The following is a 24,072-nucleotide window of genomic DNA, read 5'->3' on the forward strand; positions in this document are numbered from 1 at the left end:
CGCCCGGCCCGCCCGCGCGGAAGAAGCGAAACTCCAGTTCGCTTTCGGGAATAGTGGTCACCGGACCACCCGCCTGGCCCGCACCACGGCCTGGTCCAGCGCCTGCAGAAAGGCCGAACGGTCCTTCGGTCCGAACGGCGGCGGCCCCGAGGTCGCCACCCCCATGGAGCGCAGATGCTCGCCGACCATCCGGCCCGCCAGCGCCGAGCCTATCGAGTCGGGCGTGAACGGCTGGCCATTGGACTTCAGCGCCTGCGCCCCCGCCTTCAGGCAGCGGTCGGCCAGCGGAATGTCGGCGGTGATGACGATGTCGCCCGGCCCGGCCCGTTCGGCGATCCAGTCGTCGGCGATATCGGGCCCGGCGTCGACGACGACCTGTTCGATCCACGTTTCGCGCGGCGTATTGATCCAGCTGTTCGAGACCACGAACACATGCAGGCCGTACCGCGCCGCCACGCGATAGACCTCGTCCTTCACCGGACAGGCGTCGGCGTCGATGAAGAGGCGGGGCAGGGTGGGCGCGGTCATCCCGGCAACCTAGCGCAAGTCGCGCTCAAGCAGCGAGTGACCGCGTCACGAGCGTTAGCGCCCTAACGTGTATATGCCGGCGGCATCGCCCCTTCGCCGCCCGTGCGATAGCGGTCGCGCAGCAGGAACTGACGGCTGGTCGGCGCCTGTTCGGCCCCGCCGATGAAGATGGTCTCGGCGATGCTCAGCGGTTCCAGCGGATCGCCGGACCAGACCACCACATCGGCCGCCGCCCCCGCGCGCAGCTCGCCGAACTGGCCGGCCATGCCGAAGATCTTCGCCGGATTGACCGTGATCGCCTCGATCGCCGCATCGTAGGGCAGGCCGTGCGAGACGGCGTTTCCGGCGTTGTAGCGGGTCTCGCGGGCCCGATGGATCGAGCCTTCGTTGCCCTTGATGGCGATAACCACCCCGGCGGCGTCCAGGGCCGCAGCGTTCTCCATCCGCACGGCCCGGGTCTCCAGATCGCCGGGCAGGTTGGAAATCGGGTTCAGCAGTACGGGCACGCCCGCGGCCACGATCTGGTCGGCGACCAGCCAGCCCTCTTCGGCGCCGTCCAGTATGATCTGCAGACCCTCCTCGCGCGCCAGCCGCAGCACCTGCTGGACGTCGGCCGCGCGATGCACGGTGACGATCAGCGGCAGGGTCCCGTTCGCGACCGGGATCAGCGCCTCCAGATCGGCCCTCGACAGGCTGAGGTCGCGCAGGCCCGCGCGGTCGTAGGCGGCCTTGTTGCGCGCATAGAGCCGCACCTCGGCCAGGGTTTCCTTGAACTGGGTGAACTCGGCCCCGCGGGCGCCGCCCGAGACGCCGGCGCCGGCCTCGCCGAACGGCGCGACCATGGCGACGCGCGGCTTGACGAGGATGTCGGTCCCCTGCGCCAGATGGATGATCGCGGCCTGTCCGGCGAACAGGCCGGGCGACTGCAGACCGGCCGAACCGACCCCGGCGAAATCGCTGTCGTCCTGGTGCTGGTGTCCACCCGAGCTTCCCGGATGGCTCGGCACCACGATGGCCCGGGTGATGCCGCCCAGGCGCGCGACCGGCAGGGTGAAGGACCACGGATCGAGGCCATAGCTGACGTCGAACGAGGCGCTGATGGAGTTGGCCCCGTTGGACTGGTCGTCCGACCCGCCCACCGACGAGATTTCCGAGGCGCCCAGGCCGCTGTCGACGGCGACGAAGCCCGGAGCGACCACCTTGCCGCGGGCGTCGATGACCCGGGCGCCCGAGGGCGCGGCGCCGGTCCCGACCGAGACGACCCGGCCGTTCTGGATCACCACCGTCCCGTTCTCGATGACGGAGGTTCCGGTCAGCACCCGGCCGCCGGTGATGGCGGTCAGGGACTGGGCGAAGGCGGGCGATGTCAGCGTTGCGGCGCAGACGGCGCCGAGGATGAGGTTCCTGAGGCGCATCAGCGGGCTCCCTGCGGGACGTTGGCGGCGGAGAGACCGAAGCCGGGCTGGCCCAGCTCATAGTCGGACAGCGGCTGATAGGCCGGGTTCATGCGGTCGAAGCTCAGGCCGCCGTCGATGAAGACCTGGTCGGCGCGGGCGTAGACGCTGAACGGATTGGCGCTCCAGATCACCACGTCGGCGCGCTTGCCGGGCTCCAGCGACCCGGTCTGGTCGGCGATGCCCAGCGAACGGGCCGGGTTCAGGGTGATCCAGCTGATCGCCCGCTCCTCGGAGATGTTCATCCCCATGCGGCGGCCGGCGGCCAGGCCGGCGGCCGCCTCCTGATTGAGGCGCTGGGTCAGTTCGGCGTCGTCCGAGTGGATCACCGCGCACGACCCCTGCGGCGCGTCGACCAGGGCGGCGTTGGCCTCGACCGCGTCCAGGGCCTCCATCTTGAAGCCCCACCAGCCGGTCCACATGTCGGCGCAGATGCCTTCGCGCGCCAGCAGCGGCGCGACCTTGTAGGCCTCGATGGCGTGGTGGAAGGCGGTGATGCGGTAGCCGAACTCCTTGGCGATATCGATCATCACCGCCATCTCGTCGGCGCGGTAGCAGTGGTTCTGAACCAGCACCGATCCGTCCAGGACCCCGACAAGGGTCTCGAGCTGCAGGTTGCGGGTCGGCGGCGAACCCTCGCCGTCCTCGCGCCATTTGTCCCATTTGGCCTTGTATTCGCGGGCCGCGATGAAGGCGGCGCGATAGCCGGCGACATTGCCCATGCCCGTGGCCGGCGAGGTGTTGCGGCCGCCATAGACGCGCGACGGGTTCTCGCCGCAGGCCATCTTCAGCCCGTAGGGGGCGCCGGGCATCTTCATGCCCTGCATGGTCACGGACGGAATATTGCGCACGGTCACGCCGCGGCCGCCGAACAGATTGGCCGAGCCGGGCAGGATCTGGAGCGTGGTCACGCCGCCCGCCCGGGCCTGGTTGAAGCCGGGGTCCTGGGGCCACAGGGAATGCTCGGCCCAGACCTGGGCGGTGTTTGGATTGGTCGCCTCATTGCCGTCGCTCATGCCCTGCACGCCCGGCGAGGGATAGACGCCCAGATGGCTGTGCACGTCGATGATGCCGGGCGTCACGAACCGGCCGCGCGCGTCCACGACGCGGTGGCCGGCGGGGACCGGGGTCGAGGCGTCGCCGACCGCAGCCACCTTGCCGTCGGTGACGACGACCACGCCGTTCTCGATCCGTTGACCGGCGCCGGTGAAGACCACGCCCCCCACGATGGCGAAATCTTCGCGCGGCAGGCCGCGATAGGTCGAGGGGAAGGGATCGGGGTTGGCCGCAAAGTCGAGGCCGCGGGCCAGCGGCGCCCGCGCCTCGTCGGACGAGTCGTCCGCTTCAGGCTTGTCGTCCCCCCCGGTGGTGGCGCAGGCCGTCAGGGCCAGAGAGCCCGCCAGCACGCAGGCGAGGGCGGCGAGGCTGGAACCCCGCAAGGCGTGAAGTCTCATCGAACGCTCCCCTGATACGCCCAACCTGGAGAATGGGGGCGCATGTCGGGGCGGATTACAAAAGCCTCCGGCGCGTCCCGTCAAAGCCGGAAACATTACAAACCGGTAAGGCGCGTTCGCATCTCGTCGTTCGACAGGCCGGCGATGTCGATCATCTTGGTGCGGGACTGCCCGCCGCGCTGGAGGACCACCGCCGATTTCGGCACGCGCAGCGCCTTGGCCAACAGTTTGATCAGGGCCTCGTTCGCCTCGCCCTCGACGGGCCGGGCGCGCACCCGGACCTTGAGAACGGGCCGACCCTCTGCGTCCACGTCCCAGCCGTCCATACGGTCGGATGATGCGCCGGGGGTCAGTCTGACGGCGAGATTGGCCATGGCGGTGGGTCTGACAGGCCTGGTTCAGTGGACGGGCACACGATTGGCAATAAAGGCCCCGAGCTTGTCACCTCGCCACATAGGGGCGACGTTCGTGAGAACCACGACAACGGCCTGGCCCCGGCCAATGATGCGAAGGGTCCCGTTCTGTCCCGGGCCTCCTCCATCATGGCCGACGTCTGAAACATCCCCTGCGGCGCGGATCTGAAAGCCGAAGCCAAGATCGGTCTCATCGCCATGCACCTGAGGCGTCCACATTTCATCGACGGTTTGCCGACTCAACAGCTGGGATGACGTGAGCGCCTCGGCGAACTTCAACATGTCCCCGACCGTCGAAAAGGCGGTCCCCGCTGGCGAGCCGACGCCATCGAAGGGCGGAGGAGAACGTTCGAGGGTCTCGCCCGACATCACATAGGTCGTGGCCACCGGCGTACTGCTGATCGCCGCGTCCAGGCCGGAGTGGGTCATCCCCGCCGGTCCGAATATCCTGTCCTGTAGATAGTTCACATAGGCCTGTCCCGAGGCGACCTCGATCAGGCGACCGAGCACGACATAACCGTAGTTCGCGTAGCTGAAACGGGAGCCGGGCGCGAACTGCGGCGCCCGCGCACCGAACATCGCCACATAGTCAGAGGGTGTCCGAAGCGTCTCGTAGTTTTCGGCCCACATCCGGGACATGAAATCGCCCGCCCCGCCCGTGTGAGTCAGAAGCTGGCGGATGGTGACGGTGTTTGCGAACTCCGCGTTCGGATAGTCGGTCAGGTAACGCCCGATGGGCGCGTCCATCTCGAGCTTGCCCGCCTCGACCAGCTGCATCACACCAACGGCCGTAAACATTTTGCCCATCGAGGCCATGCGAAACGGCGTTTCGAGCGAGTTCGGCGTCAGAGAATTCCGGTCCGCGTATCCGCTCGCCTTCTGATAGACTTTGCGTCCGTCGACAGCGACGAGAACCGCGCCTGAGAAGTCGCCCATTGCCGCCAGCTGCTGGTCGATCTCACGCCCCAGCTGCGCAACTCCCAGCCGTGTCGGGGCCGGAACATCCGCAGGCCGATCAATCGGCAGAAGCGTCAACCGATCGATGGCCTCTCCATCCGCACGGAGATGAACCTCGAGGCGAAAATACTCGTCCGCCAGACGCGCCTTGACGACATCTACAGCATCAAGTTGCGAAGCGATCTCCACCTTGACCAGATCATAACCGCCGCTCTGAACCCGACTCCGGTCGTCGTTTCCGATGAATTCGTCGTGCCCCGCATCAGCGCCCGGCCAGTGCGAGGCGACGAACGCGTCATAGGCCGTCCGGTCTCCGGCATTGAAAACATCCAGATAGCGAACCGCCATCGCCTGGGCAGCCAACGGCTCCGTGGCCAACCCCACCGTCGGAAACGCCACGACCATCAGCGCGACTGCCGGTAGACGGAACAACCATCGCCGGGTTTTGCTCTGTCTGTGACACGGCGTCATCGAAAGCTGCATAGCGCTGGCCCTGGGTGTTCGACTACATTCTAGCACCCGCCCATGAAAAAGGGCGCGGGCCTTTCGGCGCCACGCCCCCCTCACTCCCTTTGGCCGGACCCTACCCCAGCGCCTTCATCAGCTCCGGCACCACCACCTTGTAGTCCCCCACAATCCCATAGTCGGCGACCTGGAAGATCGGGGCGTCGGCGTCCTTGTTGATGGCGACGATGATCTTGGAGTCCTTCATCCCGGCCAGATGCTGGATGGCGCCCGAGATGCCGATGGCGATGTAGAGGGCCGGGGCCACCACCTTGCCGGTCTGGCCGACCTGGTAGTCGTTGGGGGCGTAGCCCGCGTCCACGGCGGCGCGCGAGGCGCCGACGGCGGCGCCCAGCTTGTCGGCCAGCGGGTCCATGACGGCGTGGAATTCCTCGGCCGAACCGAGCGCCCGGCCGCCCGAGACGACGATCTTCGCGGCGCCCAGTTCAGGCCGGTCCGACTTGACCATCTCCTCGCTGACGAAGGCCGCCTTGCCGGCGTCCGCGCCCGCCACGGTCTCGACCTTGGCCGAGCCGCCCTCGGCGGCGGCGTCGAAGCTGGTCGGGCGCACGGTGATGACCTTCTTCGCATCGCCGGACTGGACCGTCTCCAGCGCATTGCCCGCATAGATCGGGCGCACGAAGGTGTCGTTCGACACGACCTCGATGATGTCCGAGATCGGGGCCACATCGAGCTTCGCCGCGATGCGCGGCATGAAATTCTTGCCGTCGGTGGTCGCCGGCGAAAGGATGGCCTCATAGCCGCCCGCCAGACCTACGACGGTCGCCTCGACCGCCTCGGCCAGCTGGTGGCCCAGGCCGGCACTTTCCGCCAGCAGGACCTTGCGCACGCCGGCGATCTTCGCGGCGGCGTCGGCCGCGGCCTTCGAGCCCTGGCCGATGACCAGCACATCCACGTCGCCCGACAGCTTCAGGGCGGCGGTGACGGTCTTGTGGGTGGTGTCGCGGACGGTGTCCCCGTCGCGGTCGGCGATGACGAGAACGGCCATTACAGGACCCCCGCGGTCTTGAGTTTCGCAACCAGTTCGGCGGCGTCGGCCACCTTGATTCCGGCCGAGCGCTGCGGCGGGGCCGTGACCTTGACCACCTTCAGCCGCGGCGCGGTGTCGACGCCATAGTCGGCGACCGCCTTGACCGCGATCTCCTTCTTCTTGGCCTTCATGATGTTGGGCAGGGAGGCGTAGCGCGGGGTGTTCAGCCGCAGGTCGACCGACACCACCGCCGGCAGGGTCGCCGACAGGGTCTGCAGGCCGCCGTCGACCTCGCGCGTCACGGTCGCCTTGCCGTCGGCCATGACGATCTTGCCGGCGAAGGTGGCCTGGGGCCAGTCCAGCAGGGCGGCCAGCATCTGGCCGACCGCATTGTTGTCGCCGTCGATCGATTGCTTGCCCAGCAGGACCAGATCCGGCTTCTCCTCGTCGACCACGGCCTTCAGCAGCTTGGCCACGGCCAGCGGCTCCAGATCGGCGTCCGACTGGATCAGCAGACCCCGGTCCGCGCCCATGGCCAGGGCCGTGCGGATGGTTTCCTGGGCCTGGGTCACGCCGATCGAGACGACCACGATCTCGGTCACGGTCCCGGCGGCGTGATGCTCCTTGCCCTCCTTCATGCGCACGGCCTCTTCGACGGCGATCTCGTCGAAGGGATTCATGCTCATCTTGACGTTGGCCAGATCAACGCCGGTCTGGTCCGCCTTGACGCGAGCCTTGACGTTGTAGTCGATCACCCGTTTGACGGGGACGAGAACCTTCATTGTGCTATCCACGAAAGCGCCGGAATGTTGCGTCAGGGAATGGTACGCCGCATCCGGCCTGTCAACGTAACGCCGCGTCAACCCGCCCGTTCGGCCGTCCTCACAGCTTCGGAAATCCGTAGATGAACCGCCTCCTGACAATGAAACGGCTCAGCATCCTGTTCCTGGCGACCTTCGCCGTGCTGATCGGCGTCATGTTCGCCTATGACGCCATCGTCGTCGCGCCGGGCGATCGCTGCGAGGAAGGCGGCAAATGGTGGGACCCCCAGGACAAGGTCTGCGCCCAGCCGATCTCGATCGCCGAGATCACCGGCCGGCCCAACCCCGGCCAGCGCGCCGCCGCCTCGGCCGAGAAGAATCGCGAACTGGTGGCGATCGAGGATTCGCTGGCGGCCCAGCAGAAGGCCCGCGACGCCGACGCCGACCGCCAGCGCGCCGCCCTCGCCGCGCAATAGATCGATTTCCGCCGCCTGCGTCCGATTCTGACGCAGGCGCGTGCTTCATTGGCCAAAGCCCAGTGGGCGTGGTCTTTGACAATCGAACCCTGCACGCATCCGAGCCGGACTCAGTGGACTCTTCGGACTCTTCGGACGGTGTTTTTCGGCCGCCGGGCGCGCGCTGTGCACGCTTTGCACCGCATTTCGAACGCGCCCGATCGCACGCCCATGAGACTCATGAGACTGTTTTTTTATCGGCGGTCCGGGCTAGCGCGTGGCGCCCGGCTTCCACTTCACATCGTCCGCTCCGTTGGCGTTGGCGCGGCGAGCGGCGACGAACAGATGATCTGACAGCCGGTTCAGATAGCGGATCGACGCCGGCGTCACCGCCTCTCCCGCCTCGACCAGACGCACGGCCTCCCGCTCGGCCCGTCGCGCCACCGTGCGGGCCAGATGCAGATGGGCCGACAGCGGCGATCCGCCCGGCAGGATGAAGCTGTCCAGCGCCTTCAGACTCTCGTTCATCCAGTCGATCTCGGCCTCCAGCCGTTCGACCTGGCCGTCGAGGATGCGCAGCGCCTCCCATTTCGGCGGCGGGTCCAGCGGCGTGGCCAGATCGGCGCCGAGGTCGAACAGCTCGTTCTGGATCCGGCCCAGCATGGCGTCGATACGGTCGTTCTGGCCCGAATGCAGCCGGGCCAGGCCGACGACGGCGTTCAACTCGTCCACCGCCCCATAGGCCTCGACCCGGGGATGGCTCTTGGACACCGGCGCGCCCGAGGCCAGCCGCGTCTCTCCGCCATCGCCCGTCTTCGTATAGATGCGGTTCAGGACCACCATGGCCTAGGCGCCGTGGGTGGATTTCCACCACATCCCGATGACCAGCAGCACGATGGCCAGCGCCTGCAGCGCGACACGCAACCGCATCAGCTTGTTGGAGTGGGACCGCGCAAAATCGCCGCCCCGGTACAGCGAATAGATGCCGAACCCGAGGGTCACGGCCACCGCCGCTATGGCCAGCAGGATCAGGATGTTCAGAACGTCGCCCATGCCGCCACCCTAGGCGTCCGCCCGGTTCGAGGCCAGTAGCGGGCCGCGGTAGCGCATTGCGACATCGCAGCGCGCATAGCGGGCGCCGAAGCGGGCCATGATGTCCGCGTCATGGACGAAGCCGGCCTTCTCATACAGATGGATGGCCGAGGCGCATTTGCGGTTGGTCAGCAGATACAGGGTCTCCGCGCCGAGGGCGCCGGCCCGCCGGATCAGCGCATCGAGCAGATATTCCCCGGCCTTGCGGCCGCGGGCGCGCTCCAGCACCCCCATCTTGGTCAGTTCGAACTGCCGCTCGCCGGTTTTTTGCAGGGCGCCGGCGCCCACGACGCCGAGACCGGCGGCGCGCACGAACAGGATGTCCCCGCCGGGGTCGAGAATGCGGGCGCGGGGATTCTCCAGCACCTCGCGGTCGGTCGCCTCCATGGCGAACATGGTCTCGATCCATTCGGCGTTGATGTCATGAAAGGCCGGGGCGAGCGTGTCGGTGAAGGGCTCGATCGACAGGCCGGCTCCCGCCGCCTCTTCGGCGCGCCGGTGCAACGGCTTGCGATCCAGCGCCGCCTCGATCGCGTCCAGCCGTGCGATCAGACCGTCGTCCGCCTCGGCGCAGAGTTCGACGACGGCCTGTTCGACCCGGGGCCATACGTCGCGTTTGGAGGCCGCCAGCATCTCGCGGCCCCGGTCGGTCAGCGCCACGACCTTGCGGCGGCGGTCGAGGCCCGCGGCCTCCGTGGCGACCAGACCCAGTCCCGCCAGCCGCGACAGGTTGCGCGTCACCCCGGGCTGGCTCACCCCCGTCGCCAGCACCAGGTCCCCGACCGACAGTGGTCCGTGCCGGTCCAGCGCGCCCAGCAACGGATAGTGCGACGGCTGAAGCGGAAGGCCGGCGCGCTCGACGACCTTGAGCACATCCGCCTGCATCCGTTCGCCCAGCCGCTTCAATCGCGTGCCGAGGAACAGGGCCGGGCTTTGACGCACGATGTCCTCGATCATGACGGATCTCCACTACATATCGAGTTATATATCGCGATATGTATCCTTGGACGAGTGAGGTCCGCAAGCGTCCCAGGCAGGAAAAAGGGGCCGGAGGCGATCCGCCCCCGGCCCCTCTGATAAAGCGCCTGACCGGCCCTAGTAGCGGTAGTGGTCCGGCTTGAACGGGCCCTCGGTGGGGACCGAGATATAGTCGGCCTGTTCCTTCGACAGCTTCGTCAGCTTCGCGCCCAGCTTGCCCAGGTGCAGCATGGCGACCTTCTCGTCCAGGTGCTTGGGCAGGGTGTAGACCTGGTTCTCGTAGGATTTGGCGTTGGTCCACAGCTCGATCTGGGCCAGCGTCTGGTTGGTGAAGCTGGCGCTCATCACGAACGACGGGTGACCCGTGGCGTTGCCCAGGTTCACCAGACGGCCTTCCGACAGCAGGATGATCTTCTTGCCGTCCGGGAATTCGACGTGGTGGACCTGCGGCTTGATCTCGTCCCACTTGAAGTTCTTCAGGCCCGCGACCTGAATCTCCGAGTCGAAGTGGCCGATGTTGCAGACGATGGCGTTGTTCTTCATCGCCCGCATGTGGTCGACGGTGAGGACGTCCTTGTTGCCGGTGGCGGTGACGAAGATGTCGGCCTCGCCGGCCACGTCCTCGACGGTGACGACCTCATAGCCTTCCATCGCGGCCTGCAGGGCGCAGATCGGATCGACCTCGGTGACCTTCACGCGGGCGCCGCCCTGGCGCAGCGAGGCGGCCGAGCCCTTGCCCACGTCGCCGTAGCCGCAGACCACGGCGACCTTGCCCGACAGCATGACGTCGGTGCCGCGGCGGATCGCGTCGACCAGCGATTCACGGCAGCCGTACAGGTTGTCGAACTTGGACTTGGTGACGCTGTCGTTGACGTTGATGGCGGGGAACGGCAGGTCGCCCTTCTTGGCCATTTCGTACAGGCGGTGGACGCCGGTGGTGGTCTCTTCCGACACGCCGCCGATGGCGTCGCGGATGGCCGAGTAGAAGCCCGGCTTCTCGGCGATGTAGCGCTTCATCACCTTGAAGAGGGCTTCCTCCTCCTCGTTCTGCGGGTTGGCCAGCAGGGACAGGTCCTTCTCGGCCTTGGGGCCGAGGACGCACAGCAGGGTGGCGTCGCCGCCGTCGTCGAGGATCAGGTTGGGATAGCCGCCGTCGGCCCATTCGAAGATCTTGTGGGCGTAGTCCCAGTACTCTTCCAGGGTCTCGCCCTTGGTGGCGAACACCGGCGTGCCGTTGGCGGCGATGGCGGCCGCGGCGTGGTCCTGGGTCGAGAAGATGTTGCACGAGGCCCAGCGGACGTCGGCGCCCAGGGCTTCCAGGGTCTGGATCAGCACGGCGGTCTGGATCGTCATGTGCAGGCTGCCCGCGATGCGGGCACCCTTGAGGATCTGCTGGCCGCCGAACTCTTCGCGCAGCGCCATCAGGCCCGGCATTTCGGTTTCGGCGATGGCGATTTCCTTGTTGCCGAACGGGGCAAGCGAGATGTCGCGGACGATGTAGTCGGTCATGAAGGGAGCTTTCCGGGCCATTGTTCGCGCGGCGTATAGACCGGTCCAGGCTGCGGGGCAAGAAACACATAAGGATATCTTTATGTGTTTGCGGTGACGGATCCCGCTCTGGCGGAACCACCCCGAGTGCGCTCAACATGGCGAATCCGAGGAGGTGACGATGAACAGACTGGTGGCGAGCCTTGGCGGCGTGGCTATTCTCGCCCTGACGGCGGCGGCGACGAGCGCCCAGCCGGCGCCTGCCGCCCCCGAACAGGGTCCGGTCACCCTGATCCAGGCCGGCCGGCTGCTGGATCGCCCCGGTCAGGCGCCGCGAGGTCCCTCCACGGTGGTCGTGCGCGACGGGCGGATCGTCGAGATCCGCGACGGCTTCGTCGACGCCGCGACCTTTCCCGGCGCGACCGTCATCGACCAGCGCGACCGCTTCGTCCTTCCCGGTCTGATCGACAGCCATGTGCATCTGGTCTCCGACCTCGGCGGTCAGGCCGGCTTCCTGTCCGGGATCACCGAAAACCTGCCCACCCACGCATATCGCGCGGCCGAAAACGCCGAGAAGACGCTGATGGCCGGCTTCACCACGGTGCGGAACCTGGGCGACGACGGCGGCGTGACCCTGGCCCTGCGCGATGCGACGGCGGCTCACCGCCTGCCCGGACCGCGCATCGTCGACGCCGGGAACAGCATCTCGACCACCTCGGGCCACATGGACGGGCGGCTGGGCTTCAACGACGACCTCCGCGACGACATTCCGCACGACAACGTCTGCAACGGTCCGGAAAGCTGCCGCGAGGCGGTGCGCATCCAGGTCGGGCGCGGCGCCAACGTCATCAAGATCGCCACCACGGGCGGGGTGAACAGCCGCATCGGCGCGGGCCTGGGCGCCCAGATGTTCGAGGACGAAGCTCGCGCCCTGATCGAGACGGCCCACCTGTACGGCCTCAAGGTGGCGGTGCACGCCCACGGCGCCGACGGAATCAACCTGGCCCTGCGGATGGGCGCGGATTCGATCGAGCACGGCACCATCTTCGACGACGAAACCATCCGCCTGTTCCGCCAGTCCGGCGCCTACTACGTTCCGACCCTGTCGACGGTGAACGGCTATATCGAGCGTCTGGCCGCCGACCCGAACGCCTATTCGCCCGAGGTCCTGCCCAAGATTCGCTGGCGCATCTCCATCACTGGCCAGTCTCTGCAACGGGCTGTTCCGGCGGGCGTCAGGATCGCCTTCGGCACCGATGCGGGCGTATCGAAACACGGGCGCAACGCCGACGAATTCGCCCTGATGGTCCAGCATGGCATGACGCCTATGAGCGCGATACAGGCCGCCACCGTCAACGCGGCGGACCTGCTGGGCCTGGCGTCCGAGATCGGCACGCTGGAAGCGGGCAAGCGGGCGGATATTGTCGCCGTTGACGGCGATCCGCTGACGGACGTGACCGTCCTGACCTCCATGGATTTCGTCATGCGCGACGGCCGGGTCTATCGCAACGAGGAGTAGGGCGGCTTGGCGGGATCGGACGGCGGGGCTAGGAAGTCTCAATGACAACCGACCTCTCGACGCCCCGCCACGACTGGACCCCTGACGAGGTCGAGGCCCTCTTCGCCCGGCCCTTCATGGATCTGGTCTATGACGCCGCAACCGTGCACCGCGCCTGGTTCGACCCGTCCGAGGTGCAAAAGAGCCAGCTGTTGTCGATCAAGACCGGCGGCTGCGCAGAGAACTGCGGCTACTGCTCGCAGTCGGCCAGTTTCGACACCGGGCTGAAGGCCGAAAAGCTGATGGACGCGACCGCGGTCCTGGCCGAGGCCATTGCGGCGAAAGCCGGCGGGGCCAGCCGCTTCTGCATGGGCGCGGCCTGGCGCGAGCTGAAGGACCGCGATACGCCGAAGCTGGCGACCATGATCGCCGGGGTGAAGGCGCTGGGTCTCGAGACCTGCGCCACCCTGGGCATGCTGACCGCCGATCAGGCGCGCCAGCTGAAGGCGGCGGGGCTCGACTTCTACAACCACAATCTGGATACGGGCCCGGAATACTACGCCCAGGTCGTCACCACGCGGACGTATCAGGATCGGCTGGACACGCTCCGGCACGTGCGCGACGCGGGGATGGCGACCTGCTGCGGCGGCATCGTCGGCATGGGCGAGGCGCGGCGCGACCGGGCCAGTCTGCTGCACGCCCTGGCGACCCTGCCCGAACACCCCGACAGCCTGCCGGTCAACGCCCTGGTGCCGGTCACGGGTACGCCGCTGGGCGAACGGATGCTGATCGAGGGCCAGATCGATCCGATCGAATTCGTTCGCACGGTCGCCGTCGCCCGTCTGGTCTGTCCGCGCGCCATGGTGCGCCTTTCCGCGGGTCGCGAGACCATGAGCGCCGAGATGCAGGCCTTGTGTTTCCTCGCCGGGGCCAACTCCATCTTCGTCGGCGGCAAGCTGCTGACCACGCCGAACCCCGAGCAGGACGAGGACGCCGCCCTGTTCGCCCTGCTGGATCTCAGGGCCATGGAGCCGAAGGCTGTGGAAGCGGCGGCGTAACCACGCCTTAAGCGCCCCTGTGTCAGGATCGGCGGATGGATCGCCGCGCCCTTCTCGGACTGAAGACCTCGACGCTCAGGACCAGCGGCGGCTCCGGCCCGCCCCAGGCCAGCTATCTGCGTCTGCCCACCATCACCGCCAACGTCATTCGTCCCGGCGGCCGGCGGGGCGTGATGACGGTCGAGACGGGCATCGACACCGCCGACGCCGCCCTGCGCGCCCGCGTCGCCCAGTCCGCGCCCCGGCTCCGCGCCGCCTACGCCGCGGTGGTGCAGCAGGCCGCCGGCGCCCTGCTGCCCGGCGCTCCGCCCGACATCGAACGTCTGGTCGCCCAGCTTCAGGCCGCGACCAACGCCACGATGGGACGGGCGGGCGCAAGACTGCTCATCGGTACGGTAATGGTGGTCTAGGGCTCATCCGACGTGGGCGCGTGCCCCTTAAGGACAGGCGCCCGGGCGACGCGCCATCCGCGCCGTCCGCCATCGACCCACGGCGTAGAAAAGGGCGGCTCCGGATGGAGCCGCCCTTCGCTTATTCCGGACCGGCGATGTGTCTAGGCGCGGCGCTTGACGAGGCCTACCAGGAACAACAACAGGCAGGCGCCGAGGAAGGCGACCAGCAGCGTGATCGGGTTGAAGCCGCCGACCGGAATGCCCAGCAGGTTCCCGGCGATGAAGCCGCCCAGCAGGGCGCCGACGACGCCGACGATCAGGTTGGTCAGCAGGCCGTGGCTGCGGCCCATAACTTTCTCAGCCAGCCAGCCGGCGACAATGCCGATGACGATCCAGCCAATGATTCCCAAACCCATGTGGAGTCTCCCTTGAAGCCCAATGCTCTTTCGCCGTAATGCGCTGGCACGGCAACGGTTGCGCGCCGGACCGCAGAACGTTGCTCACCGACTCTCCCCCATGACGCGAGCGCGGCACAGTGCTTGCCGCGTGAAGGGCGAGCCGTCCCGCATCGGGACAGCCTGCCAACACGGGGAATAGGGGCCATGGCCACCGATATAGACCTGCACCTGGGACGCCGCCTGCGCCGCCGTCGGCGCCTGCTGGGCCTGACGCAACAACAGCTGGCCAACCAGGTCGGCATCCGTTTCCAGCAGATCCAGAAATACGAGTGCGGCGCCAATCGCATCTCGGCCGCCCGTCTGTGGCAGCTGGCCGAGGCGCTGGAATCGCCGGTCAGCTATTTCTACGACGGTCTGGAAGAGGCCATCGAACGCCGCGAGGTCGCCAACCAGGGCGGCGAGATGTTTTCCCGCAAGGAAACGCTCGACCTGATCCAGGCCTATTACCAGCTGGACGAGAAGCCGCGCCGGCGCCTGCTGGATCTGGCCAAGTCGCTGCACGTCGAGGCCGACGCGGCCTGAATCATCCGGTGACATGAGGGCGGGGCGTCGGTATCCCGCCCTCATGACCGAGTTTGAACTGTTCGCCGTCGACCTGGCCCGCGAGGCCGCGCGCGTGTCCCTGCCCTATTTCCGCGGCGACTATGCGGAGACGGACAAGGGCGGACCGGGGGCCTTCGATCCGGTCACCCAGGCCGACCAGGAGGCCGAGGCCGCACTGCGCCGGCTGATAGCCGCCCGCTATCCGGAGCACGGCGTCATCGGCGAGGAATACGGCGAGGACCGGCCGGACGCCGAGCACGTCTGGATCCTGGATCCCATCGACGGCACCCGCGCCTTCATCGCCGGCCTGCCGCTATGGACCAATCTGATCGCCCTGAGGGCCGAGGGGCGGCCCGCGGTCGGCGTGATCGGTCAGCCCTATCTGGATGAAATCTTCCTCGGCGGTCCGTCCGGCGCGCAGCTGCTGCGTGGCGGAATGGATACGCCGCTGGCCGTGCGGCCGTGCCCCAGCCTGAACGACGCCGTGATCGCCACCACCGACCCCGACCTGTTCACCGGCGCCGAGCTGGGGGCCTGGACCCAGGTGCGGGCGGCCGCGCGTCTGGCCCGGCTGGGTTGCGACGCCTACGCCTACGCCATGCTGGCCGCCGGCCGGATCGACCTGGTGGCCGAGAGCGCCCTGAAGGTCTGGGACTGGTCGGCCCTGGTTCCGGTCATCGAGGCGGCGGGCGGCGCGGTCAGCAACTGGCGCGGCCAGGCGCCGGACGGCGGCGGCCAGATACTGGCGGTCGGGGATGTCGGGATCAGGGAGCAGGCGCTGGTGACGTTGCGGCGGGCGGCGATCCAGCCCTCGTGATCCTTCCGCTGCGGGGGAGGGTCAGGCCGCTTCGGTCGGTTCGGCGGTCGGCTCGCTGACCGGCGTACTCACCGGCAGCGGCGACAAATCCTCGACCGGCGAGACATAGGCGGCCATGGCGTCGAACTCCTCGAGGAAGACCGCGCGCAGGTCGTCGGTCTCCATGATGACCTCGTGTTTGGCGCCTGGAATCTCGACGTAGCGGCCGCGTCCCAGCCGTTTGGCGGCCCATTTGTTGGTCTGTTTCCAGACCCGGTCGTCCTCGCCCGCCTGGACGATGGCGACGGGAATGGACACTGACTTCAGGGCCTTGGGCTTGAGCGCCCGCTCGCCGGCGTCGAGCCCCACGGCCAGCCAGCCCCAGGTCGGACCGCCGACGGCCAGATGGGGGCAGGCGTAGAGCTGTTGCCGCCACTGTTCGTAGCGACTCTCGTCGGACGTCAGGGCGTCCTTTTCGAAGGTGTGGTCGAACGGATCGTCGGCGTCGTCCAGCACGTAATCGCCTGCCTTGCCGTGACGCAGGTTCCAGCGGACGGCCAGCTTGACCGACCACATCGACCGCTTGCCGGTCTTGATGCGTAGCATGGGGCTGGTCAGGACGGCGCCCGAGAACCGGCTCTCGCCACCCTCCAGGGTCATCAGGTTCAGCACGCCGCCCATCGAATGGCCGACCATGATCCAGGGCTTGGGCGCGCGGGCTTCCCAGGCGTCCAGCAGGCGGGCGTAGTCGTCGAGGAACTCCTCCACCGCCCGGGCATGTCCTTTCAGCCGATCCGGCAGCAGGCGGGCCGAAAGGCCCTGGCCGCGCCAGTCGTGGGCCAGGACGCACCAGCCGCGGGCGAGGAAATTGCCGATGACCTCATAGTATTTCTCGATCGGCTCGGTGCGGCCGGGGCTGAGTATCACGGTGCCGCGCGGCTTTTTGGCGATCAGGGTCGACGGGGTCCAGAAGGCGGCGCGCAGACGCAGGCCGCCGGCACCGCGGAACCATTCGCCCTCGCCCCCCGGAGGCGCGGATGCGCCCGGAACCCCCATCAGGGGGGCGTTGGCGGCATAGGCGACGGCTCGGTTCACTCTGGCTTCCTGAATCTCAAGGTCATGCGGTCACTCTCACCGATCCGGTCATACTTCGACCGGTCGAAGGCCGGGTTCGGCGGCGAACCGCGCGGGGCGGTCAGCGACATCGGCGGCAGGGTTTCGACCCCGAACGGATGATCCTTGGTATCCCTTTCATTCGCGTTGATTTCCGACGCGGCGACGAAGACGAAGCCTGCTTCAGCCGCCAGCTGTTTGACGAACGCCTCCTGGACGTATCCGTTCGCCGCGGCGGGGTCCTGATCCTCCTCGGGACCGAGGCGGTGCTGTTCGATGCCGAGGACGCCGCCCGGACGCAGGGCGGCCCAGGCGTCGGCGAAGGCCTTTTCGGCGATTCCGGCGGCCATCCAGGCGTGGATGTTGCGCATGAACAGGGCCATGTCGGCAGTCCCCGGCGCGGTCACAGGGCCAGAGGTCGGCCCGAAGGCGCTGAGTTCGATCTCGCCGTACAGGCGCTTGTCGGTCGTGAAGCGCTGCTGGAAGGCGGCCATGAGGGCGACCTGCGACGGGTCGGCGCCCGGCCCGGTCTGGAAGCCGGCGGCCACGTATTTGCCGGCGCCCTCTGCCAGATAGGGAGCCAGGATTTCGGTGTACCAGCCGCTGCCGGGCCAGAACTCGACCACCGTCATGCGTGGCTGGAGGCCGAAGAAACGCAGCGTCTCCATGGGATGGCGGGCGGCGTCTCGCGCCTTGTCCTGGGCGCGCCAGGGACCGGCGACGGCCCATTCCAGCGACCCCTGGGGCGGACCGTCGGGCGTCGGCGGGGGCTCGGCGGTCTTTTCCTGACGGCCGCAGGCGGCCAGACCGGCGACGCCCGCGACGCCGGACAACAGCCCGCGGCGCGATAGCGACCCTCGACGGCGTTCAACGGATTCAGCCATGCACGCTCCCCGCAGAGCGGCCCTGCACGATCGGGCGCCGCCCCGACAGGCAGGCCTTAACCGTGTTCCCCGACCCCGTCAAAACGGTTCCCGGCATGACGCGCGCCGTCAGACCGGCTTGCGGAATCGCAGCGTCATGCGGTCGCTTTCGCCGATCGCGTCGTATTCGGCCCGTTCGGCTTCGGTCAGGGGCGTGGGGCGGTCGTTGGCGTTGCCTTCGCGCGGCGCGCTGGTGCGGACGGGAGGCAGGGTCCAGACGCCGTAGGGATGGTCGTGGTCGTCCCTGGCATTGGCGTTCAGCTCGCTGCGGGCGTCGAGCACGAAGCCGGCGGCCTGGGCGGCGTGAATGACATAGCTTTCGGAGACATAGCCGTAGGGGGCCGTCGCATCGGCGTTCAGGCCCTCGGCGCCGCGGTGCTGTTCGATCGCCAGCACGCCGCCCGGCTTCAACGCCTTGTAGAAGGCGGCCAGATAGGGGGCGGTGCGGCCGGCGCGGTGCCAGTTGTGCAGGGCGCGGGCGACCACGACCATATCGGCGGTCCCGTCGGGCACGCCCATGCCCTCCAGCGGGCGGTTGACGGCGACATAGGTCCCGCCCGTGGCCTGGGCGTAGGGCTCGAGGATGTTGCGCCACCAGCCCGCGCGGCCGGGCTCGATCTCGACGACGGTCGAGCCGGGCGTCAGACCCCAGAAGGTCAGGGTCTCGAACGGATGGCGATGGACGTCGCGCGCCACGTCGGCGGCGGGGCGGGCGTCGGAGCCGACGGCGGCCTGGAGGGCGGCGTCCTCCTGCAGGACCGGGGGCGTCATGGCGGCGCGGCGCACCGTGCGCTGGGCCGCAGTCTCGTTCAGGGCCGGCAGGGCGGGCAGGGCCTGGGCCGCGGCGATGGACGGCAGGGCGAGGACGGCGGTCGCGGCGAAGGCGAGCAGGCGCATGGGAGGCTCCGGAAATGTGTGGGCGAACCCTACGGCGTCTGCGGACGGGGGCAAGCCTCCCGAACGGACGGCGACAGATTGGCGCGGTCTTGACGGCGCGCGGAGGCTCCCCACATCGCAGTCGAGGCCGCCGGTTCCCGGGGCCTCCAGACCGGACGGGGCCGAAATTCGGACCGTCGGGGCTGAACTCCCACCGCCGTCCCGGGCAAATCGCTGGGGCGGTTCAACCTTGCTGATCCTCAGGAGGATGACCCATGCGTACCTATGATTTCACCCCGCTGTACCGTTCCGCCGTCGGCTTCGACCGTCTGGCCGGCCTGCTGGAAAGCGCCGCGCGCACCAGCCAGGAAAACGGTTGGCCGCCCTACAATATCGAAACGACGGGCGAGAACGCCTATCGCATCGAGATCGCGGTCGCCGGCTTCAAGCCCGACGAGTTGACCCTTGAGGTCAAGGAGAACCTGCTGACCGTGACCGGCCGCAAGACGGCCAACGACGACGCGGGCGCCGAACGCACCTATCTGCATCGCGGCCTGGCCGAGCGCGACTTCGAGCGCCGGTTCCAGCTGGCCGACTATGTCGTGGTCAAGGGCGCGGACCTGGCCGATGGCCTGCTGTCGATCGAACTGGCCCGCGAACTGCCGGAAGCCCTGAAGCCCCGCCGGATCGAGATCGGAACGGGCCAGCGGCTGATCGAAGGCAAGAAGCCCAAGGCGGCCTGACGCCTCAAGTCGCGCGAAGCGCGGCAGGCGAACCGGAGAAGGGCGGCGTTCGCGCCGCCCTTTTTCGTGCGTCAGAGCTGGAGAGCCGGGGTCGGCTCCGGCATGCCGCGCACGCTCGTGACCGTGGCGTCGGTCAGGTCGGCCTGGTGCATGGTGGCGCCGTGCAGCATGGCGCGTGTCAGATCCGCGCCCGTCAGTATAGCGCGGTTCAGGTCGGCCCCGGACAGGTCGGCGCCGCGCAGGCAGGCGCCGGTCAGGTCGGCGGGCAGCAGCCGGTCGGCGGCGATCAGCAGCGGGCCCAGCTTGGCGCCGCGCAGGTCCGAGCCGTTCAACCGCGCCCGGCCCAGCCGCGCGCCGCGCAGGTCGGCGCCCTTGAGGTTGACCGAGCGCAGGTCCGCGTCCTCCAGGTGCGCGCCCTGAAGCTGCACCCCCTCCATGTCGAGGCCGTAGAAGACCGCGCCCTTGGCGGACAGGGCGGTCAGATTGTAGCCGTGGATGGAGCGCAGGGCCCTCAGGTCGACGCCGTCGAAGACCGACGGCCGGCCCTGGACGCCGCCCGTCTCGCACCACTGGGCGTGTTCGGCCAGCATCTCGGCGGCGGGCATCTTGCCGACGGGGGCGCCCGACGGGCGGTCGTCGGTCAGGCAGCCTTCCATATTGGCCCCGTCGGTCCGCCACATGGCCATCTTGACCCCGACCAGCACCGCGCCGGACAGATCGGCTCCGGACAGGTCGGCCCCGGACAGGTCCGCCCCGGCCAGGTCTGCGCCGCGGAAGCTGGCCTGTTTGAGATTGGCCCGGACCATCTTGCAGTCTTTCATGATGGCGTCGGAGAAGTCCGCCGCCACGGCCACGATTCCGGTCAGCTTGGAGCGTTCCAGATTGGCTCCGGCCAGACAGGCGCCCTGGGCCTGGGTGTCCTGGCGCGACTTGGCCTCGACCACGCGGAAGCCCAGCTTGGGGTCGGCGGCGGCGATGGTGCCTTCGCGCAGATCGGCTTCGAACAGGTCGGCGCCGCTGAGATCGGCGCCGCGCAGGCAGGCGCCGCGCAGGTCGGCGCGACGCATGCTGGCGTCAATGAGCACGCAGTCCTGCATGTCGGCGCCGAAGAAGGTGGCGTTGTCGAGCTTGGCCCCGGTCAGATCCGTCCCGTGCATCCAGGCGGCGGCGAAGTCGGCGTCGGCCAGATTGCGGCCGGCCAGGCTGAGGCCGGACAAATCCATCCAGGCGAATACGGCCCGGGCGCCGCCGGGTTTTGCCTGCCACAGCCTGTCGTGCCGGGCGCAGATAGCGTCCAGTTCGGTCTGATCGATGCGCTTTCTGGCGCTGGGAGAGGCGGTGGGCACAGGCGACATTATCCCGTTGTGGCACGGCGGCGCTTAAGGAAGGCTGAAATGGTTACTGACGGAACGCCGTTTTCCGCGTCCCGATCCCGCCCCCGGGGCCGCCGTCAGGCCGTCAGCAGGCCCTGGGCCTCAAGCGCGTCGGCCAGTTCGCCGGGCGCGACCCAGACGCGGGTGTAGCCCGCCTCGCCGAGGCGCTGCAGTTCGGTGGTCAGGTCGGCCTTGGCCGAGGCGGCGAAACGGGCGTCGAAACCCGCGCCGTCCTCGCTGATGCGGACCATGGGTCGTCCGGTCTCGACCCGGTGCAGATAGCCTTCGTAGAGAACCGCCGCCTCCTGGGCCAGCAGGCCGGTTTCAACCGCCAGCCCGGCCTTTTTCAGCCGTTCGACGCCCCGGCCCGCGGCGAAGGGCGACGGATCGACGGCGGCGACGACGACGCGGCTGACGCCGGCGTCCATCAGGAAGTTGGAGCAGGATTTGCGCCCCGACGAGCGGGCGCCGCAGGGCTCCATGGTGACATAGGCGGTGGCGCCCCGGGCCTTGTCGCCGGCGGCGGGGGCGGCCTGTTCCTCGGCGTGAGGCCGTCCCCCGGGCGCGGTGGCGGCCTCGGAGACGACGAGGCCGTCGTTGACGATGACGCAGCCGACGGCGGGGTTGGGCCAGGTCTGGCCCATGCGCGCCTTGGCCAGTTCGATGGCCCGTCCCATGTGGCGGATGTCGTCCGAGGCCTGTTTCGCGGTGGTCATGGGCGGAGATCCGGCAGTTCGGTCGCCCGGTCCGCGTCCAGATAGCGCGCCGCCACGGGTTTCAGGTCGGCGTCCAGGTCGATCTCGAGCGGATTGCCGGTCGGAATCTCGACGCCGACGATCTTGTTGTCGGGCACGGCGAACAGGTGTTTGACGATGGCCCGCAGCGAGTTGCCGTGGGCGGCGATCAGCACGTCCTCACCGGCCCTGAGCCGCGGGGCGATGGCCGTCTCCCAGTAGGGCAGGACCCGGTCGAGGGTGGTTTTCAGGCTCTCGGTGTCGGGGATGGTCTGGCCGGCATAGCGGGGGTCGCCGGCGAAGTCCCATTCGCCGCCCGGAGCCAGCGGCGGCGGGGGAATGTCGTAGCTGCGCCGCCAGATCTTCACCTGGGCGTCGCCGTGCAGGGCCGCCGTTTCAGCCTTGTCCAGCCCGGTCAGCCCGCCGTAGTGGCGCTCGTTCAGCCGCCAGTCCTCGACCACGGGCACATCCTTCAGCCCGGCGGAGTCGAGCGCCAGGGCGCCGGTGCGTCTGGCCCGTTTGAGCACCGAGGTGAACATGACGGCGGGATGGAAGCCCGCGTCCCGGATCAGTTCGCCGCCGCGCCGCGCCTGGGCCTCGCCCTCGGCGGTCAGGTCCACGTCGACCCAGCCGGTGAAACGGTTCTCGAGGTTCCACTGGCTCTGGCCATGGCGCAGCAGGATCAGGCGGGGCATTCAGGTCTCCGGAGGTCTCGGCTTGGGTAGGCCCGGGGTCGGGACCGGTCAAGGTTCGCCCCTCACCACCGAACGTGGCGTCCAAAACGGCGTTCCCGCGTTGTTGTGGCCCCGGGGCCGCCTGCTATACCGGGCCCCCGCTTCCCCACAGGACCCGATCATGATCAAGCCCCGCCAGGATCTTCGCCCCAACACGGCCGACTATGAGACCGTGCCGCTGGTGAAGCCGACGGGCTTTCGCGAATACGACGCGCGCTGGATCCTGGAGAAGGAGATCAACCTGCTGGGCATCCAGGCCCTGGGCCTCGGGCTGGCCACCTATGTCCACGAGATCGGCCAGACGCCGCGCATCGTGGTGGGCCACGACTACCGGTCCTATTCCCTGTCGGTGAAACAGGCGCTGATCCTCGGCCTGCTGGAAGGCGGGATGGAGGTGCTGGACATCGGCCTGGCCCTGTCGCCGACCGCCTATTTCGCCCAGTTCGAGCTGGACGCGCCCTGCGTCGCCATGGTCACGGCCAGCCACAACGAGAATGGCTGGACCGGCGTGAAGATGGGGGCCCAGCCGCCCCTGACCTTCGGCCCCGACGAAATCGGCCGGCTGAAGGACATCGTCCTGAACGGCGAGGGCGTGGGCCGGCCAGGCGGGTCGCTGACCCGGGTCGAGGGCTTCCGCGAGGCCTATCTGGCCGACATCGTCTCGAAGGTGAAGCTGACCCGGCCGATCAAGGTCGTGGCCGCCTGCGGCAACGGCACGGCCGGCGCCTTCGCCCCCGAGGCCCTGCGCCGGATGGGGGCTGAGGTGATCGAGATGGACACCGAGCTGGACTACACCTTCCCCAAATACAATCCGAACCCCGAAGACCACGCCATGCTGTCGCAGATGGCGGCCAGGGTGCGCGAAACGGGGGCCGACCTGGCCCTGGGCTTCGACGGCGACGGCGACCGCTGCGGCGTGGTGGACGACACGGGCGAGGAGATCTTCGCCGACAAGATCGGCCTGATGCTGGGCCGCGACCTGTCGGCCCTGCACCCCAACGCCACCTTCGTCGTCGATGTGAAATCGACCGGCCTGTACAAGACCGACGAAGTGCTGAAGGCCAATGGCGCGACGACCGTCTACTGGAAGACCGGCCACAGCTACATCAAGCGCAAGACGGCCGAGCTGGGGGCGCTGGCCGGGTTCGAGAAGTCGGGGCATTTCTTCTTCAACGCGCCGCTGGGCCACGGCTATGACGACGGCATCGTCGCGGCCGGGGCGGTGCTGGCCATGCTGGACCGCAATCCTGGCAAAAAGCTGAGCGAACTCAAGGCCGCCCTGCCCGACGCCTGGACCTCGCTGACCATGTCGCCGCACTGCGACGACGAGCTGAAATACGAGGTGCTGGAGCGGATCGTGGCCGAGTATCAGGCCCTAGCCGACGCGGGCGGCTCGATCCTGGGGCGGAAGATCGTCGAGGCCATCACCGTCAACGGGGTGCGCGTGCACCTCGAGGACGGCTCATGGGTGCTGGTCCGGGCGTCCTCGAACAAGCCCGAACTGGTGGTGGTGGTCGAGAGCATGCGCTCGGCCGACGACATGCGGGCGCTGTTCCACGAAGAGGTGAAGCCGCGGCTGGCGAAATATCCCGAGGTCGGGGCGTATAATCAGGAAATCTAACCTGCTCCAAACCGTGCATCCCCGCGAAGGCGGGGACCCAGGTTTGAGCGGCAGACAGAGCGGTTAGGCTAACCAACGCTCGGTCAAGCGCCGGTGGCGAGGCTGAAGCCTGGGTCCCCGCCTTCGCGGGGATGC

26 protein-coding genes are annotated in these 24,072 nt (G+C 68.4%); 8 read left to right on the forward strand and 18 right to left on the reverse strand.

All coding sequences use genetic code 11. The annotated features are described in order from the left end of the window. Window positions 1–57: 57 nt before the first annotated feature. From VN378_RS04350 to VN378_RS04380, 7 genes are all read right to left on the reverse strand, one after another. Window positions 58–528 carry a YaiI/YqxD family protein gene (locus VN378_RS04350; RefSeq protein WP_325741330.1) on the reverse strand — a complete coding sequence of 157 codons (471 nt, stop codon included), beginning with the start codon at window positions 526–528 and terminating at the stop codon, window positions 58–60. Window positions 529–590: 62 nt separating this feature from the next. Further along, a complete protein-coding gene (locus VN378_RS04355; RefSeq protein WP_325741332.1) occupies window positions 591–1,943 on the reverse strand; it encodes an amidohydrolase family protein in 1,353 nt (450 codons plus the stop codon). Continuing rightward, window positions 1,943–3,436: an amidohydrolase family protein gene (locus VN378_RS04360; RefSeq protein ID WP_325741334.1), complete on the reverse strand. Its 1,494-nt coding sequence runs from the start codon at window positions 3,434–3,436 to the stop codon at window positions 1,943–1,945. Before VN378_RS04360 ends, VN378_RS04355 begins: the two co-directional genes overlap by 1 nt. A gap of 95 nt (window positions 3,437–3,531) precedes the next feature. Continuing rightward, window positions 3,532–3,810, reverse strand: a complete 279-nt coding sequence (locus VN378_RS04365) for a DUF167 domain-containing protein (RefSeq protein WP_325741336.1) — start codon at window positions 3,808–3,810, stop codon at window positions 3,532–3,534. Window positions 3,811–3,834: 24 nt separating this feature from the next. Beyond that, window positions 3,835–5,289, reverse strand: coding sequence for a serine hydrolase domain-containing protein (locus VN378_RS04370; RefSeq protein ID WP_325741338.1), 1,455 nt, complete (start codon window positions 5,287–5,289; stop codon window positions 3,835–3,837). Window positions 5,290–5,389: 100 nt separating this feature from the next. Further along, window positions 5,390–6,319 carry an electron transfer flavoprotein subunit alpha/FixB family protein gene (locus VN378_RS04375; RefSeq protein WP_325741340.1) on the reverse strand — a complete coding sequence of 310 codons (930 nt, stop codon included), beginning with the start codon at window positions 6,317–6,319 and terminating at the stop codon, window positions 5,390–5,392. After that, window positions 6,319–7,083 (reverse strand): electron transfer flavoprotein subunit beta/FixA family protein, encoded by a 765-nt coding sequence (locus VN378_RS04380; protein ID WP_325741342.1) that lies wholly within the window; start codon window positions 7,081–7,083, stop codon window positions 6,319–6,321. The genes VN378_RS04375 and VN378_RS04380 overlap by 1 nt, the downstream gene beginning before the upstream one ends. A 122-nt stretch (window positions 7,084–7,205) precedes the next feature. Between VN378_RS04380 and VN378_RS04385 the strand changes: the two genes are divergently transcribed. Next, on the forward strand, window positions 7,206–7,538 hold the full coding sequence (locus VN378_RS04385) for a hypothetical protein (RefSeq protein ID WP_325741344.1): 333 nt from the start codon (window positions 7,206–7,208) through the stop codon (window positions 7,536–7,538). A 249-nt stretch (window positions 7,539–7,787) separates the two neighbouring features. Here the strand turns inward: VN378_RS04385 and VN378_RS04390 are convergent, their stop codons facing one another. From VN378_RS04390 to ahcY, 4 genes are all read right to left on the reverse strand, one after another. Continuing rightward, window positions 7,788–8,360, reverse strand: a complete 573-nt coding sequence (locus tag VN378_RS04390) for a cob(I)yrinic acid a,c-diamide adenosyltransferase (protein WP_325741346.1) — start codon at window positions 8,358–8,360, stop codon at window positions 7,788–7,790. Between the two features lie 3 nt (window positions 8,361–8,363). Next, entirely contained in the window at window positions 8,364–8,570 is a 207-nt protein-coding gene (locus tag VN378_RS04395; RefSeq protein ID WP_055826683.1) for a twin transmembrane helix small protein, read from the reverse strand. A gap of 9 nt (window positions 8,571–8,579) precedes the next feature. Further along, window positions 8,580–9,566, reverse strand: coding sequence for a bifunctional helix-turn-helix transcriptional regulator/GNAT family N-acetyltransferase (locus tag VN378_RS04400; RefSeq protein ID WP_325741349.1), 987 nt, complete (start codon window positions 9,564–9,566; stop codon window positions 8,580–8,582). A gap of 138 nt (window positions 9,567–9,704) precedes the next feature. Further along, window positions 9,705–11,096, reverse strand: coding sequence for an adenosylhomocysteinase (gene ahcY / locus VN378_RS04405; RefSeq protein WP_325741351.1), 1,392 nt, complete (start codon window positions 11,094–11,096; stop codon window positions 9,705–9,707). 160 nt (window positions 11,097–11,256) lie between these two features. Here ahcY and VN378_RS04410 point away from each other — a divergent pair, with 160 nt between their 5' ends. From VN378_RS04410 to VN378_RS04420, 3 genes are read left to right on the forward strand one after another with little or no spacing between them, the layout of a single operon-like run. Further along, on the forward strand, window positions 11,257–12,594 hold the full coding sequence (locus tag VN378_RS04410; RefSeq protein WP_325741353.1) for an amidohydrolase family protein: 1,338 nt from the start codon (window positions 11,257–11,259) through the stop codon (window positions 12,592–12,594). 41 nt (window positions 12,595–12,635) lie between these two features. Beyond that, window positions 12,636–13,631 carry a biotin synthase BioB gene (bioB, locus tag VN378_RS04415; RefSeq protein ID WP_325741355.1) on the forward strand — a complete coding sequence of 332 codons (996 nt, stop codon included), beginning with the start codon at window positions 12,636–12,638 and terminating at the stop codon, window positions 13,629–13,631. A 35-nt stretch (window positions 13,632–13,666) separates the two neighbouring features. Then, a complete protein-coding gene (locus tag VN378_RS04420; RefSeq protein ID WP_325741357.1) occupies window positions 13,667–14,041 on the forward strand; it encodes a Tat pathway signal protein in 375 nt (124 codons plus the stop codon). Window positions 14,042–14,184: 143 nt separating this feature from the next. Here VN378_RS04420 and VN378_RS04425 read toward each other — a convergent pair whose 3' ends face one another. Beyond that, the gene (locus tag VN378_RS04425) at window positions 14,185–14,439 is read right to left on the reverse strand and encodes a GlsB/YeaQ/YmgE family stress response membrane protein (protein WP_325741358.1); all 255 of its coding nucleotides are present in this window, start codon (window positions 14,437–14,439) and stop codon (window positions 14,185–14,187) included. A 186-nt stretch (window positions 14,440–14,625) separates the two neighbouring features. Here VN378_RS04425 and VN378_RS04430 point away from each other — a divergent pair, with 186 nt between their 5' ends. Both VN378_RS04430 and hisN read left to right on the forward strand, forming a co-directional pair. Then, window positions 14,626–15,003, forward strand: a complete 378-nt coding sequence (locus VN378_RS04430) for a helix-turn-helix domain-containing protein (RefSeq protein ID WP_373250216.1) — start codon at window positions 14,626–14,628, stop codon at window positions 15,001–15,003. A 43-nt stretch (window positions 15,004–15,046) separates the two neighbouring features. Beyond that, window positions 15,047–15,841 (forward strand): histidinol-phosphatase, encoded by a 795-nt coding sequence (gene hisN, locus VN378_RS04435; RefSeq protein WP_325741359.1) that lies wholly within the window; start codon window positions 15,047–15,049, stop codon window positions 15,839–15,841. Between the two features lie 21 nt (window positions 15,842–15,862). Here the strand turns inward: hisN and VN378_RS04440 are convergent, their stop codons facing one another. The 3 genes from VN378_RS04440 to VN378_RS04450 form a co-directional block, all read right to left on the reverse strand. Then, complete coding sequence (locus tag VN378_RS04440; RefSeq protein ID WP_325741360.1) at window positions 15,863–16,915, reverse strand: alpha/beta hydrolase; 1,053 nt, start codon at window positions 16,913–16,915, stop codon at window positions 15,863–15,865. After that, on the reverse strand, window positions 16,912–17,817 hold the full coding sequence (locus VN378_RS04445; protein ID WP_325741362.1) for a methyltransferase: 906 nt from the start codon (window positions 17,815–17,817) through the stop codon (window positions 16,912–16,914). The genes VN378_RS04440 and VN378_RS04445 overlap by 4 nt, the downstream gene beginning before the upstream one ends. Window positions 17,818–17,925: 108 nt before the next feature. Beyond that, the gene (locus VN378_RS04450) at window positions 17,926–18,753 is read right to left on the reverse strand and encodes a methyltransferase (RefSeq protein WP_325741364.1); all 828 of its coding nucleotides are present in this window, start codon (window positions 18,751–18,753) and stop codon (window positions 17,926–17,928) included. Window positions 18,754–19,007: 254 nt separating this feature from the next. On the opposite strand from VN378_RS04450, the gene VN378_RS04455 reads away from it, so the two are divergent. After that, complete coding sequence (locus VN378_RS04455) at window positions 19,008–19,475, forward strand: Hsp20 family protein (RefSeq protein ID WP_325741366.1); 468 nt, start codon at window positions 19,008–19,010, stop codon at window positions 19,473–19,475. A 71-nt stretch (window positions 19,476–19,546) separates the two neighbouring features. On the opposite strand, the gene VN378_RS04460 is transcribed toward VN378_RS04455, so the two are convergent. The 3 genes from VN378_RS04460 to gpmA form a co-directional block, all read right to left on the reverse strand. Further along, window positions 19,547–20,830 (reverse strand): pentapeptide repeat-containing protein, encoded by a 1,284-nt coding sequence (locus VN378_RS04460; RefSeq protein WP_325741368.1) that lies wholly within the window; start codon window positions 20,828–20,830, stop codon window positions 19,547–19,549. Window positions 20,831–20,925: 95 nt separating this feature from the next. Next, complete coding sequence (locus VN378_RS04465; RefSeq protein ID WP_325741370.1) at window positions 20,926–21,564, reverse strand: bifunctional diaminohydroxyphosphoribosylaminopyrimidine deaminase/5-amino-6-(5-phosphoribosylamino)uracil reductase RibD; 639 nt, start codon at window positions 21,562–21,564, stop codon at window positions 20,926–20,928. Next, window positions 21,561–22,277, reverse strand: coding sequence for a 2,3-diphosphoglycerate-dependent phosphoglycerate mutase (gene gpmA, locus VN378_RS04470; protein WP_325741372.1), 717 nt, complete (start codon window positions 22,275–22,277; stop codon window positions 21,561–21,563). The genes VN378_RS04465 and gpmA overlap by 4 nt, the downstream gene beginning before the upstream one ends. A gap of 160 nt (window positions 22,278–22,437) precedes the next feature. Between gpmA and VN378_RS04475 the strand changes: the two genes are divergently transcribed. Beyond that, the gene (locus VN378_RS04475; RefSeq protein ID WP_325741374.1) at window positions 22,438–23,937 is read left to right on the forward strand and encodes a phosphomannomutase/phosphoglucomutase; all 1,500 of its coding nucleotides are present in this window, start codon (window positions 22,438–22,440) and stop codon (window positions 23,935–23,937) included. The last annotated feature ends 135 nt before the right edge of the window (window positions 23,938–24,072 follow it).

This window comes from Brevundimonas sp. (genome assembly GCF_035561115.1).
GTDB lineage: Bacteria > Pseudomonadota > Alphaproteobacteria > Caulobacterales > Caulobacteraceae > Brevundimonas.